This window comes from Paraburkholderia sp. BR10882, from assembly GCF_040948855.1.
GTDB lineage: Bacteria > Pseudomonadota > Gammaproteobacteria > Burkholderiales > Burkholderiaceae > Paraburkholderia > Paraburkholderia nodosa_A.
This window is the reverse complement of sequence record NZ_JBFPKP010000032.1, coordinates 39,622-56,719: the sequence shown is the minus strand read 5'-3', so window position 1 is coordinate 56,719 and position 17,098 is coordinate 39,622. Positions and strand designations below refer to the sequence as shown.

The 17,098-nt window shown below is 55.4% G+C and carries 10 protein-coding genes and 5 pseudogenes; 3 read left to right on the top strand and 12 right to left on the bottom strand.

The annotated features are described in order from the left end of the window. Nucleotides 1-141 (bottom strand): transposase (locus AB3X99_RS38695; RefSeq protein WP_368661810.1); only part of this gene is annotated, 141 nt, incomplete at its 3' end. Between the two features lie 63 nt (nt 142-204). Continuing rightward, nucleotides 205-306 (bottom strand): annotated as a pseudogene (locus AB3X99_RS38690) (IS5/IS1182 family transposase); the annotation flags it as partial. Nucleotides 307-1,193: 887 nt separating this feature from the next. On the opposite strand from AB3X99_RS38690, the gene AB3X99_RS38685 reads away from it, so the two are divergent. Both AB3X99_RS38685 and AB3X99_RS38680 read left to right on the top strand, forming a co-directional pair. Next, nucleotides 1,194-2,360, top strand: coding sequence for a porin (locus AB3X99_RS38685; RefSeq protein WP_368661806.1), 1,167 nt, complete (start codon nt 1,194-1,196; stop codon nt 2,358-2,360). A 528-nt stretch (nt 2,361-2,888) separates the two neighbouring features. Further along, a complete protein-coding gene (locus tag AB3X99_RS38680; protein WP_069268846.1) occupies nt 2,889-4,175 on the top strand; it encodes a cytochrome P450 in 1,287 nt (428 codons plus the stop codon). 418 nt (nt 4,176-4,593) lie between these two features. Here the strand turns inward: AB3X99_RS38680 and AB3X99_RS38675 are convergent, their stop codons facing one another. From AB3X99_RS38675 to AB3X99_RS38630, 10 genes and pseudogenes are all read right to left on the bottom strand, one after another. Further along, nucleotides 4,594-4,797 (bottom strand): cold-shock protein, encoded by a 204-nt coding sequence (locus AB3X99_RS38675; protein WP_069268847.1) that lies wholly within the window; start codon nt 4,795-4,797, stop codon nt 4,594-4,596. A gap of 509 nt (nt 4,798-5,306) precedes the next feature. Further along, nucleotides 5,307-6,032 (bottom strand): annotated as a pseudogene (locus AB3X99_RS38670) (transposase); the annotation flags it as partial. Between the two features lie 236 nt (nt 6,033-6,268). Next, the gene (locus tag AB3X99_RS38665) at nt 6,269-6,481 is read right to left on the bottom strand and encodes a hypothetical protein (RefSeq protein WP_368661805.1); all 213 of its coding nucleotides are present in this window, start codon (nt 6,479-6,481) and stop codon (nt 6,269-6,271) included. A 107-nt stretch (nt 6,482-6,588) separates the two neighbouring features. Further along, on the bottom strand, nt 6,589-7,197 hold the full coding sequence (locus tag AB3X99_RS38660) for a reverse transcriptase domain-containing protein (protein ID WP_368661809.1): 609 nt from the start codon (nt 7,195-7,197) through the stop codon (nt 6,589-6,591). Between the two features lie 181 nt (nt 7,198-7,378). Continuing rightward, nucleotides 7,379-7,549, bottom strand: a pseudogene (locus AB3X99_RS38655) (IS5/IS1182 family transposase); the annotation flags it as partial. A 22-nt stretch (nt 7,550-7,571) separates the two neighbouring features. Continuing rightward, entirely contained in the window at nt 7,572-9,230 is a 1,659-nt protein-coding gene (locus AB3X99_RS38650) for a C2 family cysteine protease (protein ID WP_368661804.1), read from the bottom strand. Nucleotides 9,231-9,561: 331 nt separating this feature from the next. Next, nucleotides 9,562-11,010, bottom strand: a complete 1,449-nt coding sequence (locus AB3X99_RS38645; protein WP_069268849.1) for a TolC family protein — start codon at nt 11,008-11,010, stop codon at nt 9,562-9,564. Next, nucleotides 11,000-12,343, bottom strand: a complete 1,344-nt coding sequence (locus AB3X99_RS38640; RefSeq protein ID WP_368661803.1) for an HlyD family type I secretion periplasmic adaptor subunit — start codon at nt 12,341-12,343, stop codon at nt 11,000-11,002. Before AB3X99_RS38640 ends, AB3X99_RS38645 begins: the two co-directional genes overlap by 11 nt. Further along, a complete protein-coding gene (locus AB3X99_RS38635) occupies nt 12,340-14,493 on the bottom strand; it encodes a type I secretion system permease/ATPase (protein ID WP_069268851.1) in 2,154 nt (717 codons plus the stop codon). Before AB3X99_RS38635 ends, AB3X99_RS38640 begins: the two co-directional genes overlap by 4 nt. 276 nt (nt 14,494-14,769) lie before the next feature. After that, a pseudogene (locus tag AB3X99_RS38630) lies at nt 14,770-15,729 on the bottom strand (transposase). A gap of 557 nt (nt 15,730-16,286) precedes the next feature. On the opposite strand from AB3X99_RS38630, the pseudogene AB3X99_RS38625 reads away from it, so the two are divergent. Beyond that, nucleotides 16,287-17,060: pseudogene (locus AB3X99_RS38625) on the top strand (transposase). Nucleotides 17,061-17,098: the final 38 nt, after the last annotated feature.

Genomic DNA, 17,098 nt, shown 5'->3' with positions numbered 1-17,098 from the left:
CGCCTGCACCCAGTTCGAGATCGTCTGGCTCGACACCCCCAGAATCGCCGACACCGCTGCCAGGCTCTGGCCGGCCTTCACCAGCCGCACCGCCTCCAGCTTGAATTCCAGGGTGTACCGCGCACGCCTCAATTGGCTCATCTTCGTTTCTCCTTGCTGCAGTTTAAACCTCAGCAAGGGATACGTTTTTCAGGGGCAAGCTCAGATCTTCGACTTGTTACGGTTCTTGCGCCACGCCACCTCGTCGACGACGCCCTTGCGACGCGTGCGCTTGTTGGTGAAGTCTAGCGCCTGGCCCAGTTGCGATGGTTGCCGGCCTCGCCTTGCTCAGCCTCGTTGTCGCATCATGATTTACCAGTTCGATACTACCGAAGAACTTCTTGATGTCGAGGCCCAGCGCCCAAGCATAGCCCCCGGCCGCGCCGCCGGCCAACGTCGGGCGCCTGATGCGCGGACCGCCCAGGATGATAGCCGCATGAGTCGTCGTGAAACCACAAGCGATTACAGATATCGCTTGACCACCGTCTGAGCGATGCATTGAGATGTGGGAATTCCAACGGCCTCGTCCCCACACCCTGCCTTCCGGGGGTATGTCAACCTTCGGCACCGGTGGTCTTCGCGGCATGACTGCCGCCCTCGTGAGACGAATTGTTGAGCGCGACTCGTGACAAGCCCCCCGTTTTACACGACTAGTCAAGGACGCTACCGGCTTCACGATCTCTTACGAGGGTTCTTGTTCGAATAGACGCCTCTTCAGCCCATGTCGATTGTCGCGTATTGACCAAATGCTCACAAACGAAATGAGGACTGTCGCACATCGGGCGGTCCGCACGACAATCTTCATCGGATATCAATCCACCTGAAGACGTCGCACTGCGCCTGGTGGCTCCTTTTCGCCGACTAATCTGAGTCGGCACGATCTGTGCTCTGGAAATGTGAAGCGATCTCGCGCTCAACCCGTTTGACACCTTGGACGCCATACAGTAAAGCCTAAGTCGCACAGATATGATCTCCAAAAAATGCAAAGAGGCAACTGCACATATCAACGATACAGTGGCTTTCTTCCGCTGTAGCGCTCTATTTTGGAGCACACCAACATCGGCGCAATCGTGGCAGCACGTCGCAGCGCTGTACAGACAGATGTCGTCGAGCGAAACAGAGCTTCTCACTCACACGCTCCTGGAAATCTAATTATGCGTGGTTGGGAAAGGTCGATATTTCTGGCTTTATTTGGTGCGTCATCCTTGGCTCAAGCACAAGGGACTGTGAATCTCTACGGTGTACTCGACGAAGGCATTATGTACCAAAGCAACGTTGCTGATAGCAAGAGAATTTCGCTTGACTCGCTTAGCGGCCTCATGGGAAGTCGATGGGGCCTGACCGGAAGCGAGGACCTCAGTGGCGGTTTACATGCAACGTTCACCCTTGAGTCAGGCGTAAACCTAAATCAAGGTCAGGCTGGTCAGGGCGGCCTGCTATTTGGTCGTCAAGCCTTCATCGGTATCAAAAGCGACAACTGCGGCGGCCTGACATTTGGACGTCAATACGACATGATCTTCTACTTTCCCGAGCCGCTGACTGCCGAAGCACTGGTCGGAGGCGCGCCGGCGGGACACCCAGGGGATCTGGACAATGCGTCCAACACGGTTCGACCGAATAATTCTGTCCGATACATGAGCCCTGACATCTACGGCGCGAGCTTCGGAATTGAGTACAGCTTTGGTGGTATTGCCGGTAACTTCACATCTACCAGTGGTTATTCGGTAGGTGCAGGTTACGTGAACGGGCCATTGAAACTGGGGGCATCATTCGAGTACTTTAAGAACCCCACCGCAGCGCCAGGCACAGGATTTTTTACTGCTTATTTGAATGGAATCTCTCCTCTTCAAGGTGCTATCAACCGTGGATATGCCTCCGCCCAAGCGTATCAGTCTGTAGTCGTAGCATCCAACTTCACAATCGGCCCCGTCATCGTGGCAGCATCGTTCTCTAATGTTCAATACGCGAATCTCGCCCTGCCTCAGCTGGACGGAACAGTCATATTCAACAACTACGATGTCGGAATAATGTATCGTTTCAGCCAAGCGTGGACAGTCGCAGCATCATACGACTACTTGCAATCGAATGGCATTCAAGACGTTTCGGGACACATACTCGGAAACCAGCACTTCAACCAAGTAACGATTTCAACAGACTACTTTTTATCCAAGCGAACCGACGTCTATTTCGAAATCGGTTGGCAACAAGCATCTGGGACATCGTCTCTTGGGGTTCCCGCTGTTGCGAGCGTCGCGAATGTGGGTGACTCATCCAGCAATCGCCAGATCCTTGCTCGCGCCGCGATCCGTCAAAAGTTCTGAATAGAGCTAAACATGCTGGAATGCAACGACTCACAGCACCGATCGATCCTCCCAAATGACGCGACTGACGCTGCCAGCGTTGGCGAGTCACGCCCCCACTTTCGATGCATGACTAAATTTTCTGACCTTCCTGGCATTCCTGATCGGCGTTGCGTCTTATTGGTTAAACTGGCGAAACCATCACACCAATTAATTATCTTAACTTCAACAGGAGACTACAGTCCGCGCACTAATTTGCATACGTTCCGCCGCGTATTCTCAATATCGTCGATATCAAAGAACAATGTTGATATGGATTAAGGATGAAATGAGAAATCATAATATGATAATTAGATACCCCGGACGAAAATTGACAGCCACCACACCAACCACCACCCGCGGGGAGCACCCGCCTGCGATAAAGTTAAATCGATCGGCAAGCACCAACTGAAATGAGCTCTCTACGTTAGCAGACTGGATCATCGCGCGCGTCGACGCTCGTTCGTGTCGCGCGTCCACTAACACGAACCTCCCCTGGACTCAAACAGAATGCAAAAATATGACCTACCAAGAGAAATAGCGAACCGCATCGTCGATCCGAAGTCCCACACGGACATCGATGGCCTCCACGAAATTTACACTTGGGCACGCGCAAACAACCCTGTCGGGAGAGCGACGGCTGCCGGGCATGACCCGTTTTGGGTGATTACAAAACACGCCGACGTCTCTATGATCTCACGGAATAATTCTCTATTCCATAATGGAGATTATTCTGTCGTGTGTCGCCCTAGAGCATCGATAGAGCATATTATGTCCACGACCGGTTCACCGAACATTGTTCGGTCGCTCGTGCACATCGATGGCGAAGAACACAAAAGTTTACGCGCGCTGACTCAATCCTGGTTCATGCCGAACAGTATTCTCAAGCTTGAAGACCGTATTAGATCGCTAGCCCGTGCGATGGTCGCGAAGCTGCAGCAACACAACGGAAAGGTGATCGATTTTTCAGGCGCATTCGCGTCGCAGTACCCACTGCACGTAATCATGGATATTCTCGGTGTCCCTCAGGAGGATTTTCCTCGCATACTTGCACTAACTTACGAGATGTTCGGGAGTGAAGACGAGGAATACACACGCGATACGGTGCGCCAAGGCGACGCGAGCAGTGCGACGGGCAATGCGCTCCTGTCTGTAGTTGACGACTTCAGGGAGTACTTCGAAAGCTTAAACGAAGCGCGCCGGAAGGACCCGCGCAATGATGTCGCGACTTTGCTAGCCAACGCGGTCATCAATGGGCAGCCTATCGATGACGTAACCCGCCTCGGCTATTACGTAATTATCGCTGCCGCAGGGCATCATACAGTGTCGTCGTCCACGTCGGTCGCAATGTGGGCATTGTGCCGCTTTATGGAGTTGCTACCACAGCTTCAGGCAAATCGATCGCTCATTCCACATTTTATCGATGAATGCCTTAGATTCGCATCGCCGGTTCATCATTTCATGCGTACAGCGACTGCCGACACTAATATCCGGGGCCGCAAAATTCGCAAAGGAGATTGGCTGATGTTGTGCTATGGCTCGGCGAATCGCGACGAAGAAGTCTTCCCTTCGCCATTCACATTCAATATTGATCGCAGACCCAACCCACATATCGCGTTCGGTGTCGGCGGCCACGTATGCCTTGGTCGACATCTCGCGCACATGGAGATGCGGATTCTGTTCGATGAGCTGATTCCGAGATTGCAACGCGCTGAGCTAGTGGGTGAGATCGAATACATGGAGTCAAACTTCGTTTGTGGACCGAAACACCTTCCCGTTCGCTGCATGTTGCAATAACACAACCCGCGATATCCGCATGCACGAAACAGCTAGCCGTGTATCGAACGAGCACGTCAATAACAGGGGTGGCATCATATCCGGCATGAGGTGATAGGCCTACACAGAAAGCAGCCCAGGCCCAACCTTCGATCCGGGCGCCATACACGCTGGCTCTATGACATTGACATGCCAAGCTGCGAATTGGACTCTAGAACCGTGCGCATTGCCGGGATTGCATCGCACCCTTGCGTTCGCGATGAGGACAGCTGCCGTATCACGCGCAGCGACCATTCCGCCGCTGTGTCACCTCGGCTATCAACCAGTGTTAGGTTCCAGCTCTCCTCGCCCAGATTAAACGCCACCTACCGGCGGCCACCTGATGCCGCATTGCGCCGATGTCTTCCTTGCTGCCGCGGCATTACCAGAAAGCGCATGGTCAGTGCGGCTGGATGCTTATCGCCTGCCTGCCCTTGGGCCCGTTTTTTGCTTCGAAGGTTACCCTTTGATTATCCTGTAGCGTCTTGAATCCCTCTATCTGGATATCAGAGTAATGCACAAACAGATCGCAGCTTCCGTCGTCTGGCTGAATGAATCCGTACCCTCTTTCATCGTTGAACCATTTAACCTTACCCGTTGCCATTTTCATTTCCTTATCGACGTTTTCTATCAATATAGGATATGCTTAAAGAAAAGTAGCCGACGCACCAAACTCGCAAATTGATTTGCGTCGACCTACCTTGTCCAAATACAGACCATTGCCGCGCGTCGCGCTCTTTAACCGCATATGGCCCCCCAAATCTCCCCTTCCGGACACCCCCGGGTTATGCAGCAGAATCCCCTTCCCGCTGCGCCGCCAGCCAGGCTTACACGAACCGGGTTGGCGTCATGAAGCCAAGCGATGGATGAGATGACTGTTCTACATGCAAGTTTCAACCGGGAATCTTGGTCCGGGACATCGGAGCGCGGCCGCAGTCACACCCCCCTCATTCATTCGCCCTCATTCACTCACAATGAGCGGAATCCACGATCTCTTTGTCTTCACGCAACACGAAACAGAGCTAACGTCAAGAGTGGTGTATGGGCAGCATCGTGACGGTCGATATCAAGCGGCGAGTTTCTGCTGAACCGGTCGATCGTCTTGCACCGAGTCGCCGCCCAGAAGCCCATTGCGCCGTCGCCGACCGCCAGCCAGAGGTCCTGCCTTCAGACCGCGCTTTTTCAGGTCGAGCAGAAGCTCCAGCCACGACGCTTTCGTCTCGCGATACCCATCGCCGATCGCCACACGCTCTTTGCTCCCGTCCGGTTTCACGCCGATGATCACGAGCAAGCATTGCCCATCGGAGTTCTCGCTGCGCAGCCCCGTGTGAATGCCGTCGACCCACCAATAGACATAGTGCGACTCCGACAGATCACGCCGGCTCCAGGCCACATGCTCGTCGGCCCATTGCGCCTTAAGCCGGCTTACCACGTTGGCCGACAAGCCCTTGGCGTCATCGCCTGGCAGCACGCTCAACGCTTCGCTCATATCGCCCGTCGAGATACCCTTCAGATACAGCCAGGGCAGCGCTGCGCTCACGCGAGGCGACTCCTCACGTACGGCGGCCAATCGTCGAATTGAACTTCACGCCCGATCCCGATCGGTCGCGCACCTTTTGGCACCTTCACGGCAATCGGGCCGGCGGCTGTCAACACCTCGCGCTCTGGCAAGCAGCCGTTGCGCACGACGGCGCGCTGCCCGTGCAAAGTCTTGACGTTCGCGAACCGCTCCATCAGTTCTGCCAGCTCCGCTTCGATCGCTTATTGAATCACTTGCTGCGCCCCGTGACGAACCAATTCGTCCAGACCAAGTCCACCGCCTTCAATTCCCCGCCTCAGATCCCCCGTACACCGTGGGTGAGTAGCCCGCGGGAATCGCACCCGCAGGCCCTCTCAGGTAGGGTCGAGAACTGGCGCGCGCACGGTAGGCTCCGGTGGTCTTTCCACCGCTTTCGCGGTGGCCCTCAGTCCGGCTGCCATAGTCACGTTTCCAGCTCCCGCCACGTCGAACGCAGCTTGCGGTTTTCCCGCACTACGCTCTCCTGTTTGCTTCACGTCAAGGTTTATGGGGCCTATCATGCCGGGCGCGCTTTCGGTGCGACGGTACGGCGGACCCTGTAGCCATTGAACAGCCCCAGTTCCTCATACAGCCAACGCCTACTCCACCGCTTCCAGCCGAAGCCCCGTCGGTTCCGGGATCGCCCCATGTGGCGCCGGATCTTCTTTTCCACCCAGTCCCTGATGAAGTTGAAGCACTCGTTGGAGTCCCCGATAGCGAAGTAATGCACCCAGCCCCGCAGCACCGGATTAATCAGTTAGACTACTGGATTTACCGGCTGTGACTGGTATCGCCGGAACACCTCCTTGAGCTTGCGCAGTAACGCCGTACGCTTCTTCAGCTTCGGCGTGTAGTGCGCTCGCCACGCCCTGTCCCGAAGCTGCGGAATTGACGGAAGTCAAACCCCAGAAAGCCGAAGCTCTCCTTGCATCTCAGATCCACGGTGCGGCTCTTCTCCTCGTTCACCTCGACCTGTAGCCTGTCAAACTCCTCCCGTAGTCGTCTGCTTACCGCCCCCAGCAGCCAGTCATGGCGCGGGTGTGCATCGATCAGCACGACGAGATCATCAGCGAAGCGGGCATACTCGACGTAGGTATACTTCCCATTGCGCGTGGCTTCTTTCGCCCGCCCCAGCATCCGATCCACCTCAGTGAGGTAGACGTTACTGAGCAGTGGCGAAATCACCCCGCCTTGCGGAACACCTTGCTTACCCGATGCCGTCAGCATCAGCTTCAGCAAATGCATGGCGTCCCGGTCATTGACCCGACGCGCCACTTTTTCGAGCAGTAGGTGATGCCGCACGGTGTCAAAGTACGCACGCAAATTCAGATCTATGACTCGGGTCTTCCACTGAACAATCGCCGTCGCCACCCGATGCACCGCTTCATGCGTGGTACGCTTGGGACGATAACCATACGAATCCGCATGGAATAGTGGATCGAGGATCGGCTCAATGAGCCCCCGGCGTCATAGTAGTTGTCGCCTCTGAACTTTCTTATCGAGAAGAGTCAGAGGTACGAGTTGAAGACGAAACAAACGTATTCTGTTGAGTTCAAGGACAACCGAGCGCTTGAACCGCACGCTGTACTTGCTCATGAAAAAACACCCCAAATTGTTGGACGGGTGTCGCATGCAGCGCGTCACCGAGCGCTCCCTTCGGCCAGTTCCGATCGAGTTTGCCATCTGTTTTCATGTGGCCGATGGCTGGCTCAATCGCACTGCGGCGTCTGATCATCGCCCGCCATCCGCGCGTGACGCCTCGCCGCAGTCCCGGGTGGTAGACCTTCACACCTTCGATCCACCTTGCGTTTTGGCCTACGCTATATGTGTTGTGTTGTGTTGATTTGCTGATCGACCGAATGCAGCCTCGTATACGCCGCACCCCATTCGGATGATTGAAAATGCAGCGCGCTCATACTGGCGACCAGGCTATTAACCTGACTACCAAGCGTGCCACCGGATGTGGATTTGGCAACGCAATTAGATTCGGGATCTGAAATGATTACTTCGCCGCCCCCACCCTTGTTCCAAAGTTGATCGGCAGACACTTCAAACTGAGTGTCGTATCGATTGTTGCCATTATGGTTTCCCCACGGATTCCGGAGAATAAAATCCCCGGTTGATTGGTCATACCCAAGAACAGAGAACATGTGTTCGTTCACCAGCTCTATCTGGCCTGAAGGATCCGTAGTGTTCTGAGAGCAACCGTACATCACCTCGGTTTTATTATTCAAACCACTGATGATGGATTGCTTCACCGTGTCATCCCACGATGTCTGTGAAAAAGAGGAACACTCATAGGACTCCGCTTGCCTTCCAGTCACAGCCGTGAGGCCAATGTCACAGCCACCGTCAATTGCTTTATATTGATTCGCGAGGCCGTTCATGTGCTGGTATTCTACAAAGGCCTTCTCGAGAATTTGAACCCAGCTATCACAGGAATTTTCCGCAGCATTTTGAGCAACTGCATCATTCACAGTAACGTAAACGGGATTTCCTGGGCCATCAAAGAACCTAACCCCGTAAACCCCGTTGCCATCACTCGTAAACATCGACGCAATTTTGCTCGGCTCATCCTGTGCCACACATGCGAGTGCCGCCATCAGATAACAGTCGCCTACGCGGCCTTGGTTGACATCGTTTGCAGTTGGCGCGCCGCTCGTGCCGAACAACGGGTGCGTAACGTTCGCATAGCTACCGCCAAGGCCCGACAACGATGGGTTGTCGGAACCTAGGAACCATTTATCAATCAGCTCGTTGAACTGGAGCTGACTACTGCCAGGGGCAAGATCGCCCAGCTTGGATGAGGTGTTCTGTCCGCCCGTCCAGTCAACGTTAGCGGCGTTGCCGTTGACCAATGCATTGGTCACATAGGCAAGGCATGACGATTTTCCAAGTTGCGCCGATACTTCTGACGCGTAAGTCTTAAGACTATTCAATTGTGCGTCTGTTAATCCACCGCTTCCAATGGCGCTAGCAACGCTTTGTAAATCTGAAAGTATCGAGCTGTATGTGTATTTTTGCTGTGATTGTGGCTGCGGATGAACGCAGGCGATCTTGTCGTTATATCTGCGCATTTCAAAGCTATCGATCGTATCAGATAGATATGCGGCGACGCAGTTTCGGTATATATCGACTCTATCCGTAAGCTCTGAAAGATGGGTTCTCAAGCCATTGACACCGGTTTGGGCGATATCATCGGTCCTGTACATACGAGTTGATTTTGGAAGCCCGCAATCAATTGACATAGAGTCGAAATCGTTACGAGCGAGCCCCACTGAGTTGGCTTGACCGCCGATCATATCGTTAAAATTTCCAGATCCTGCGCTGATTAATGGGCTCCCAAGTGAATTACGTAACACATCGATATTGTTATCTACTCTACCCTCGATCGTCTCGCCCGTTTTTGATGATTTCGTCAAAAATCCCTGTCTTTCCGTAACGACCAGTTCCCTTCTGCTTCGCGTAATTGACGCCATGTCACCCCCTGAAAAGATCACAAATCACAACACTTGAGGAACAAGCAGGCACGCCTTTCAAACTGCCTACCAACTATTCCGGGCCCCTTCAAACACATGAACGCGCATAGAAGAGAGATCGTGGAGATTGAGTTTCATCTTGCGCTGATATGCCGGAGAAATCGTCAAGAGTGGCGTATGCGGGTCGGTCGCATGATTAGGCGGCCAGCGCTTGAGGAACCGGTGCGCTTTCAATCACCGGGACTCCGTCTTCAAAGGGAATGCCCATTACGGATGGCAGCTGCTCCATAACCACCGCCAGTCCGATGCTTGCGGCAAACTGGATTCCCCGCTAGAACACATGATCTCCTATCGCACTCCGATCAAGTGCGCCGGCTGCCGCCCGCAGCTTCACGCGGTCCGACTCCCATTCGACAACGCTGCGAACTCGCTCCTGCTGAGCGTCCGCAAGTGCCGACTGCACCGATAGCAACTCAAGGATGTTGGCAACGCCCTTGTCGTAGCGCCGCCGCGAAGACGCAACCGCAGAGCGGGCCGCTCGAAGCAGCTCTTTCGCGGCTTGCAATTTTCCTGCCGCGGCGACAGCCTCCGCCTGAGCCTTAATCACGTCCGTTAAAACTTGCTGCTCAGTATCATGGAGCTGGGACTCGCTTTGTTCTGCCTGCGCTTGCGCTCTTCTCACCTTGTATGTGCTTGAGAACCCATCAAAGAACGGAATCGTCACAGTGATACCCACAGTTGTTGTATTACTGTGAATCGCCTGCATCCCTTGGTTCTGGTAACCGTTCTGATAAAAGTTGCCCACGAGGTCAATAGTCGGTAGGCCTTCGGACCGTGCGACCTTCACCTCCGCCCGCGCGGCTTTCCACTGCTCGCGGGCCGCGATAATCGCTGGATGCCGCGTGGCAGTCTCCTCGAGCCAGTAATTCAGGTCTTCCACAACATGAGATGTCGCCGCGTCTTCCAATCCTGCGAGCCTCAGTTCGGTTGAAGGAGCTACCCCGAGAAAATAGAGCAAAGCTCCATTCGATACGCGATCGTCCGCGGCAGCCTGCTGTTCGGCGAGTTTCGCCTTGGCAAGGGCCGTGGCGGCTTGCAAGCTATCGCTTTGCTCAGCCACGCCCATTCGCTGCCGGCGTTCAACGGCCTCATAGGTTTGTTGAGCCATCGAGGTAGATTCGGCGCGCGCCGCTAGCGTCGCCTGAGCCATCTGTGCGTTGAAGTAAGCCTCCACAATGTCCGACATCACCTTTTGAATCGACGCGTCGTGGCTAGCCAAAGCGGCCTGCAATGAACGGTTTGCAGCTTCGCTGCTCGCAGCGCGCGCGCCAAAGTCGAACATTCGCCAAGCCACGCCCGCACTCAGGGTATGCCCATTTGCGGTTGAGCTAGAAATAGGCGAGTCAGGGTACTGTGTCCGGGTACGTAAGGGTGATACATCTGCCGACAGCGTTGGAAGATAGGACGCCCGTGCTTCGCCGACCGCCGCGGCTTGCGCTTTGATTGCGGCAAACGAAGCACCGATCTGTGGGTTGTTGCATAAACCGATGTCGACTGCGCCGGCCAAGGTCAGCGGCCGTGCGAGATCGATGGCGGCGGGACATGTAACCGCCGGCGTTCCACTTTGTAAAATGGCACCATGACTGAGCAGGGGCGGTCGGGTCAGCAGCGGGTCTTCCAGAAGGTCCGGTACGCCAGAGCTATGGGCGCGTGCGCCGACGAATAAGCCAAGCAGAATCACTATTCCGCGCAGCCGGCTGCTCGCTCTCTTACCGTTCATGCAAACTCTCGCGGGATTCCTCAATAAGCGGTGACAAAACATATTCAATGACTCGTCGCGTTCCAGTTTTGATTTCGACACTTACGCCCATACCAGGCGTCAGGGCAACGGATCGGCCATCAATTTCCATCGTCGGTCGATCCAGCATCACCTTTACGGAATAAATCAGCCCCCGCTTCTCATCCTTGATAGCGTCGTGTGAAACATGGGTCACACGCGCAGCAACAGTGCCGTATTTTATGTATTCGAAGGCATCGATCTTGACAGCCGCGCTTTGTCCCTCCCTGACGAAACCGACATCCTTACTTTCGATAAAGGCTTCGACCTCTACCTTGCTCTTGGTGGGAACTAGCTTCATCAAAGGCACAGCCGCCGGGACCACTCCTCCGATAGTATGTACAGCCAGTTGCTGCACAGTACCGTCCACAGGCGCAACCAGTTTGAGAAGGTCGCCGTGCGCTTCGGCGCGTGCAGCATCCTTCGTAGCATCATTGAGCACCCGCTCCGCGTCGTCCAGCGCATCGAGTGCCGTCTTGCGCGTTTCCGCAATCAAAACCGCTCTCTGGTTTCGCGCGTCAATAAGTTGAGCCTGGAGGTCGATACGCTCCTGCTTCTTCTTGAGATATGCATCGCGTGACACGTCGTCTTCTTTCGACAGCTGCGCGTAGTCCCGCTCGCGCTCTACTGCCAACGGAAGCGCCGCTTCAGCGTGGCTGATCTCTCCCTCCAATCGGCGCCGCTTGGCGACATAGTCATGCCACTGCCCGTTCAAGTTCTGTTCGGTTTCATGCCAGCGCTCACGCGGAACGCCCGAATTCGGCGCCAGAACAGGCGGCCGATCGCTGTCAACCGCCGCAATCAAAGCGCGTGCACCGGCAGCGTGCGATGCAGCTATCGCTGCACCGCCGCGAGCCTTTTCTAGGTCGCTGTCCACAGTGCGCGAATCGAGTTCAACGAGAACGTCGCCAGCGTGAACCGTCTGACCTTCCGTGACGTGCAATGCTCGCACGCGAGCGACCTCAACTGACGCAAGAGCCTTGCTGTATCCTGATGGAATCACCTTGCCGACGGCATTCACAACTATGTCGACATGCCCCAGAATTGACCACGTGATTGCGACTACAATCCACAGAATTAAGATCTTTGCCACCCAGCGGCCAGTTGGCGAGACCGGTTTTTCCTGCAACGATAGAGCTGCAGGCGAAAACTCCGCCTCCTCGGAGTTCAGGTCACGTGGTGTAAGTGCGCGTCTCTCCCGCCACGCGTACGCGAAATGATCGCGGTACCTGCGCCACAGTTCACCCCATGCCTGCCATTGGTGACGCAGATTCACGCCATGCCCCCCTGCTGCAGGCTGTACAAGTGAGCGTACATTCCCTGCGGGATCTTGAGGAGCTCTTCGTGACTGCCGACCTCCGCTATCTGGCCGCGCTCCATTGTCACGATGCGATTCGCCCCACGGACGGTTGATAGTCGGTGCGCGATGATCAGCACAGTGCGCCCACGGCAGATGCTTCGCATGTTTTTGTGAATGATCTTCTCCGATTCATAGTCCAATGCGCTCGTGGCCTCGTCAAAAATCAGGATTCGCGGATTGGGAAGGAGCGCACGGGCAATCGCAACGCGTTGCCTTTGCCCGCCCGACAGACCGGTGCCGTGCTCGCCTACCATCGTGTCGTATCCTTCTGGCAACTGGCAAATAAACTCATGCGCACCGGAAAGGCTAGCCGCTGCGATGATCGCATCCAGAGAGGCGTTCGGCATTGACAACGCGATGTTGTCTCGTATCGATCGATTGAATAGCATGTTTTCTTGCAGCACCACTCCGATTTGCTGGCGCAATGAAGCGGTTTCAATCGTAGCAATATCGTGACCGTCAATTAGTACACGCCCGCTTTCCGGGATGTAGAGCCTTTGTGCCAGCTTCGTAAGCGTGCTTTTTCCCGAACCCGAACGACCAACAATTCCAATCACCTCGCCCGGCCTGATGGACAATGAAACTCCGCGAATGACTTCCGGTGCATCGGGCCGATAGCGGAACACAACACGGTCGAATTCCACCGCACCGGTCAGCTTCGGCAAGCGCGACTTGCGGCCGACGACCTCCGTGCGAGCGTTGAGGATGTCGCCTAATCTTCCCATTGAGACGCCTACCTGCTGGAAATCATTCCATAGTTGCGCTAGGCGCAAGATTGGGTTGGAGACCTGCCCTGCCAGCATATTGAAAGCAACCAATTCACCTACTGTCATCTTTTGGTCTATCACGAGCTTCGCGCCCCACCACATGATGGCTACGTTGACTAGCTTACTTATCAGTGTGACCCCGCTATTGGCGATGGCCGCGACGTTATTGACAGACAGCCCCGCGGCTACATAGGCAGCTAGCTGTTTGTCCCACTTCTGAGTCCAGCGGGGTTCGACGGCCATCGCCTTGACGGTATCAATCCCACTGATCGTCTCAACCAGAAACGATTGGTTTTCGGCGCTGCGATTGAACTTGGCATCAAGTCGGTTGCGAATGATAGGCGTGCACACCATTGATAGCAGTGCATAGAGCGGAATCGAGACAGTCACAATTAACGTTAGCGCTCCGCTGTAAACCATCATTACAGCAAAGAATACGATCGAAAAAATCAGATCCAGCACTAATGTCATGGCGTTGCCGGTCAAAAAACTTCGGATATTTTCCAACTCCCGTACGCGCGCCACTGAATCACCAACCCTGCGAGTATGAAAATACGTTAGCGGCAAGCCTAACAGGTGGCGGAATAGCCGAGCTCCGAGTTCAACGTCGATCTTGCTGCTGGTATGAGCAAATACCCAGTTTCGAATTGCAGTCAAGGTCACTTCAAAGAAGATCGCAGAAATGAGCCCAATCGCGATCACATTCAACGTCTGCATCGCATTACTGACAAGAACCTTATCCATTACGGCCTGAAAGAACATCGGCGTGACAAGGCCGATGATTTGCAATACTAGGGATATCAATAAAATTTCGCGCAGCAGACTCCGATATTTTACGATCGCAGGGATAAACCACGTGAAGTCGAACTTGGCCAGGTTTCCGGTAAAACTAGCTTTGCTGGTGCAAAAAATTAGCTTCCCGGACCATAACCCGATGAATTCATTCAATGGGAGGATAACTGGTGTGCTACCCGGCCGTTGCATGACCATTCGCGGCTCTTCCCCACTAGTATCGTATTTTCCTGCGATGAAATACTGCCCGTCGTTGTCGATACCGATGGCTGGCAACGGAGCGCGATCAATTCGGTCCACGGACTGATGCACCAGCTTTGCTGTCATGCCGATTTCCTTGGCCGCCAACAGCAGCAACTGGTTGCCAAAGACGTTGTTCCCAAATTGGTGGCGCAGCTGAGATTCATCAACCGGAAGGCCGTGCAACATCGCCATCATGATGAGGCAAGAAAGCCCAGAGTCTTGGCCGGACGGCACGGCGTGCAAAGAAGCGTCTAATTTTGTCATCTTGTAATGTCAGTAGACATTCGGCATGGTGGCTTTGACACTTTTGAACACTCCCCTATTGCATTGCCGCAATCCTTGCCGTTGTCGTGGTTTGCGTGCCAGTGTTAGCCGCATTCCTTGTGCGTGTACGCAGTCCCCGTGATCCGTCCAGACAAGGGTCGCGGGTTCGTGGCAGGCACACGCTCCGCAACCGTGTTGGGTGCTCGCGCAAAAACGCCGGCTGTAACTGCAGCGCCGTTGAGATTTGATTTCGTGTTCAATCGTCATTCATAGGACTTACGCAAAACGCATGGTTACGGACGGATTTCTGAGTTCGCGGCGGAGGAAATCATCGAGCAGTTCTGCTTGACTTGGTAGAGCGTGCGCCCGGTCTTGCGCGCGATATCGGCCAGACGGACCCATACGAGTACCGCGCTCGCGATATGGTTGCGCTGGATGCCGGCCTTTCGGCACTGGCAACGCTGAAGACCCGTGAGCTGCTTGAGTTCGCGGTTTAACTGCTCGACCTTCCATCGCAGGCCACACGCGTCTTGTGTCGCCGGCAAAGAATCCTGGGTGAGCTCGTTGGTCACGACCCAGTCCGTGCGGTGTGTCGACACCTCTACCCGGAACAGTTTCACCTTGTGATGTTTCGGAAAGCCCCTGATCTTGATCGTCTTCGTGCGCGAGAGAATGGGCGTCCCATTGCAGCGAATCAACATGCCGGTATGGCAATTCACCTTCGGAGTCGTCGACCAGCCGGTTACTGCGCAGCGGGCAGTAGTACGTCCTCCAAAGCGATTCGATGAACAGCATCATATCCATGAGCACGCGGCGAAACGGCAGGTTTTTGTGATGAACCACGTTGGTCAGCATGTCCAGCACGTGATCGAGTTTGGACCTGCCGTCGCCGTCCGGATCGTAAATACGGTAATCGATAATCCAGTATTCGCCGCTCTGCGGATTCACGTACACACAGTTCACCACACCGATGCCCTTGATGAGGCCGTGGGCGTTGCCGCTGTATTGCCGCCGCACGAGTTCGATCTTGTGCGAGAAGTCCTTGTCGGTCACGGAATCGTCGAATACGACGCAGCCGTCTTCATGCGCGACGAGCTGCCCACGCACGTTGTCCCACACCAGGCGCAGCGTCATGTACTCCCGTCGCAAAAAACGGTTGATGGCATCGTGGCTCATGTTGTCAACGTGGTCGGCGAAGTTGGTCAGCGTGCAGTTGGTCGAGACATAAAGGCGCAACGCTCGACGCTGCGTAAGTCCTAATTCAATCCACTCATAATGGTCCGCGAAAAGCAAACGCAAAACTTGGGCCAACGCCATCACATGTGCATCGGTTGCTAATGGTTTCAAGCGCGGCCGCAGTCCAAACCCAATGCTCTGCAATGGTTTGAGCCTTGCGAGGTGACGCGGTAAACGCGCAGCCAGATCGCAACCGGTTCGCGCGGTGGCCATCCGGTGAGCATATGCACGTGGTAGGCGTACGGCTGAAGGTCGCTGGCGCTGAATGCGAGCACGAGACAGCCAACGGAGTCTGGCCATCTCGACGTGAAGTGTCGAATTTCTTCCAATCGGGCCGACGGATGTAGGCAATGTGGGGTTGCGGACAAACGGTGTCAGAGCCAGAGGGGCGGTCGCCCGTGATGGTCTGATGTGATGGACGACTCCCGCGACGGTGTCAACGCCGATTGAAATCTGACCCCTAGACATCATGTATGGACCTGCCGCACCTCAAGGTACGCGGATTAAGCTTGAGGTGGGCTACACCGCGGCTCAGAGCCGCATTGGGGGGGCAGGTCATGAACAAGTTTAGCAAGTACGTGGGCCTGGATGTACATCAGGAAACGGTTGCCGTGGCGGTCGCCGACACGGCCGGCGAGCTGCGGTATATGGGCGAGATCGTGATCACGCCCGAGGCCATCGCGAAACTGGTGGCACAGGTCAGGCGCGGCACGGGAAGGTTGTCGTTCTGCTACGAAGCCGGCCCCTGCGGCTACACAATTTGCCGACAGCTGCGTGAGCTCAAGCAGGACTGTCAGGTCGTGGCGCCGTCGCTGATTCCGAAGAAGCCGGGCGAACGTGTGAAGACCGACCGGCGCGAGGCCCTAAGCCTGGCGCGCCTGCACCGAGCCGGCGAGTTGAGCCCCGTGTGGATTCCGGATGAGGCACAGGAGGCGCTGCGCGATCTGCCCCGTGCGCGGGAGGACATGAAGCATCTGCAACGCCAGGCCAAGCAATGGCTGCCGTCGTTTCTGTCGCGCCATGGCTATCGCTACATGGGCCGCTCGAGGTGGACGCAAGCGGACGGGCAACAGCCATGTGCGACGCATGCTGGTTGAAGCAGCGTGGGCCTACCGACATCCCGCACGAAAGACCGCAATCCTGCAGCGGCGCGCAGAGCGTACACCGCCGGAGGTCCAGGAGATCGCGGCGCAAAAGCGGCTGTGTCAGCGCTTTCGAAACCTGATGGCACGCGGCAAGCTCAAGAACCAATCTGTACCGCCATTGCGCGCGAACTCGTAGGCTTTATCTGGGCAACCGGGCAACACGTCGCCCCCCTCAGTTGGGCTTAGCCAGCATGAGAGGTTAGTTGAGCACGCAACAGGATGTT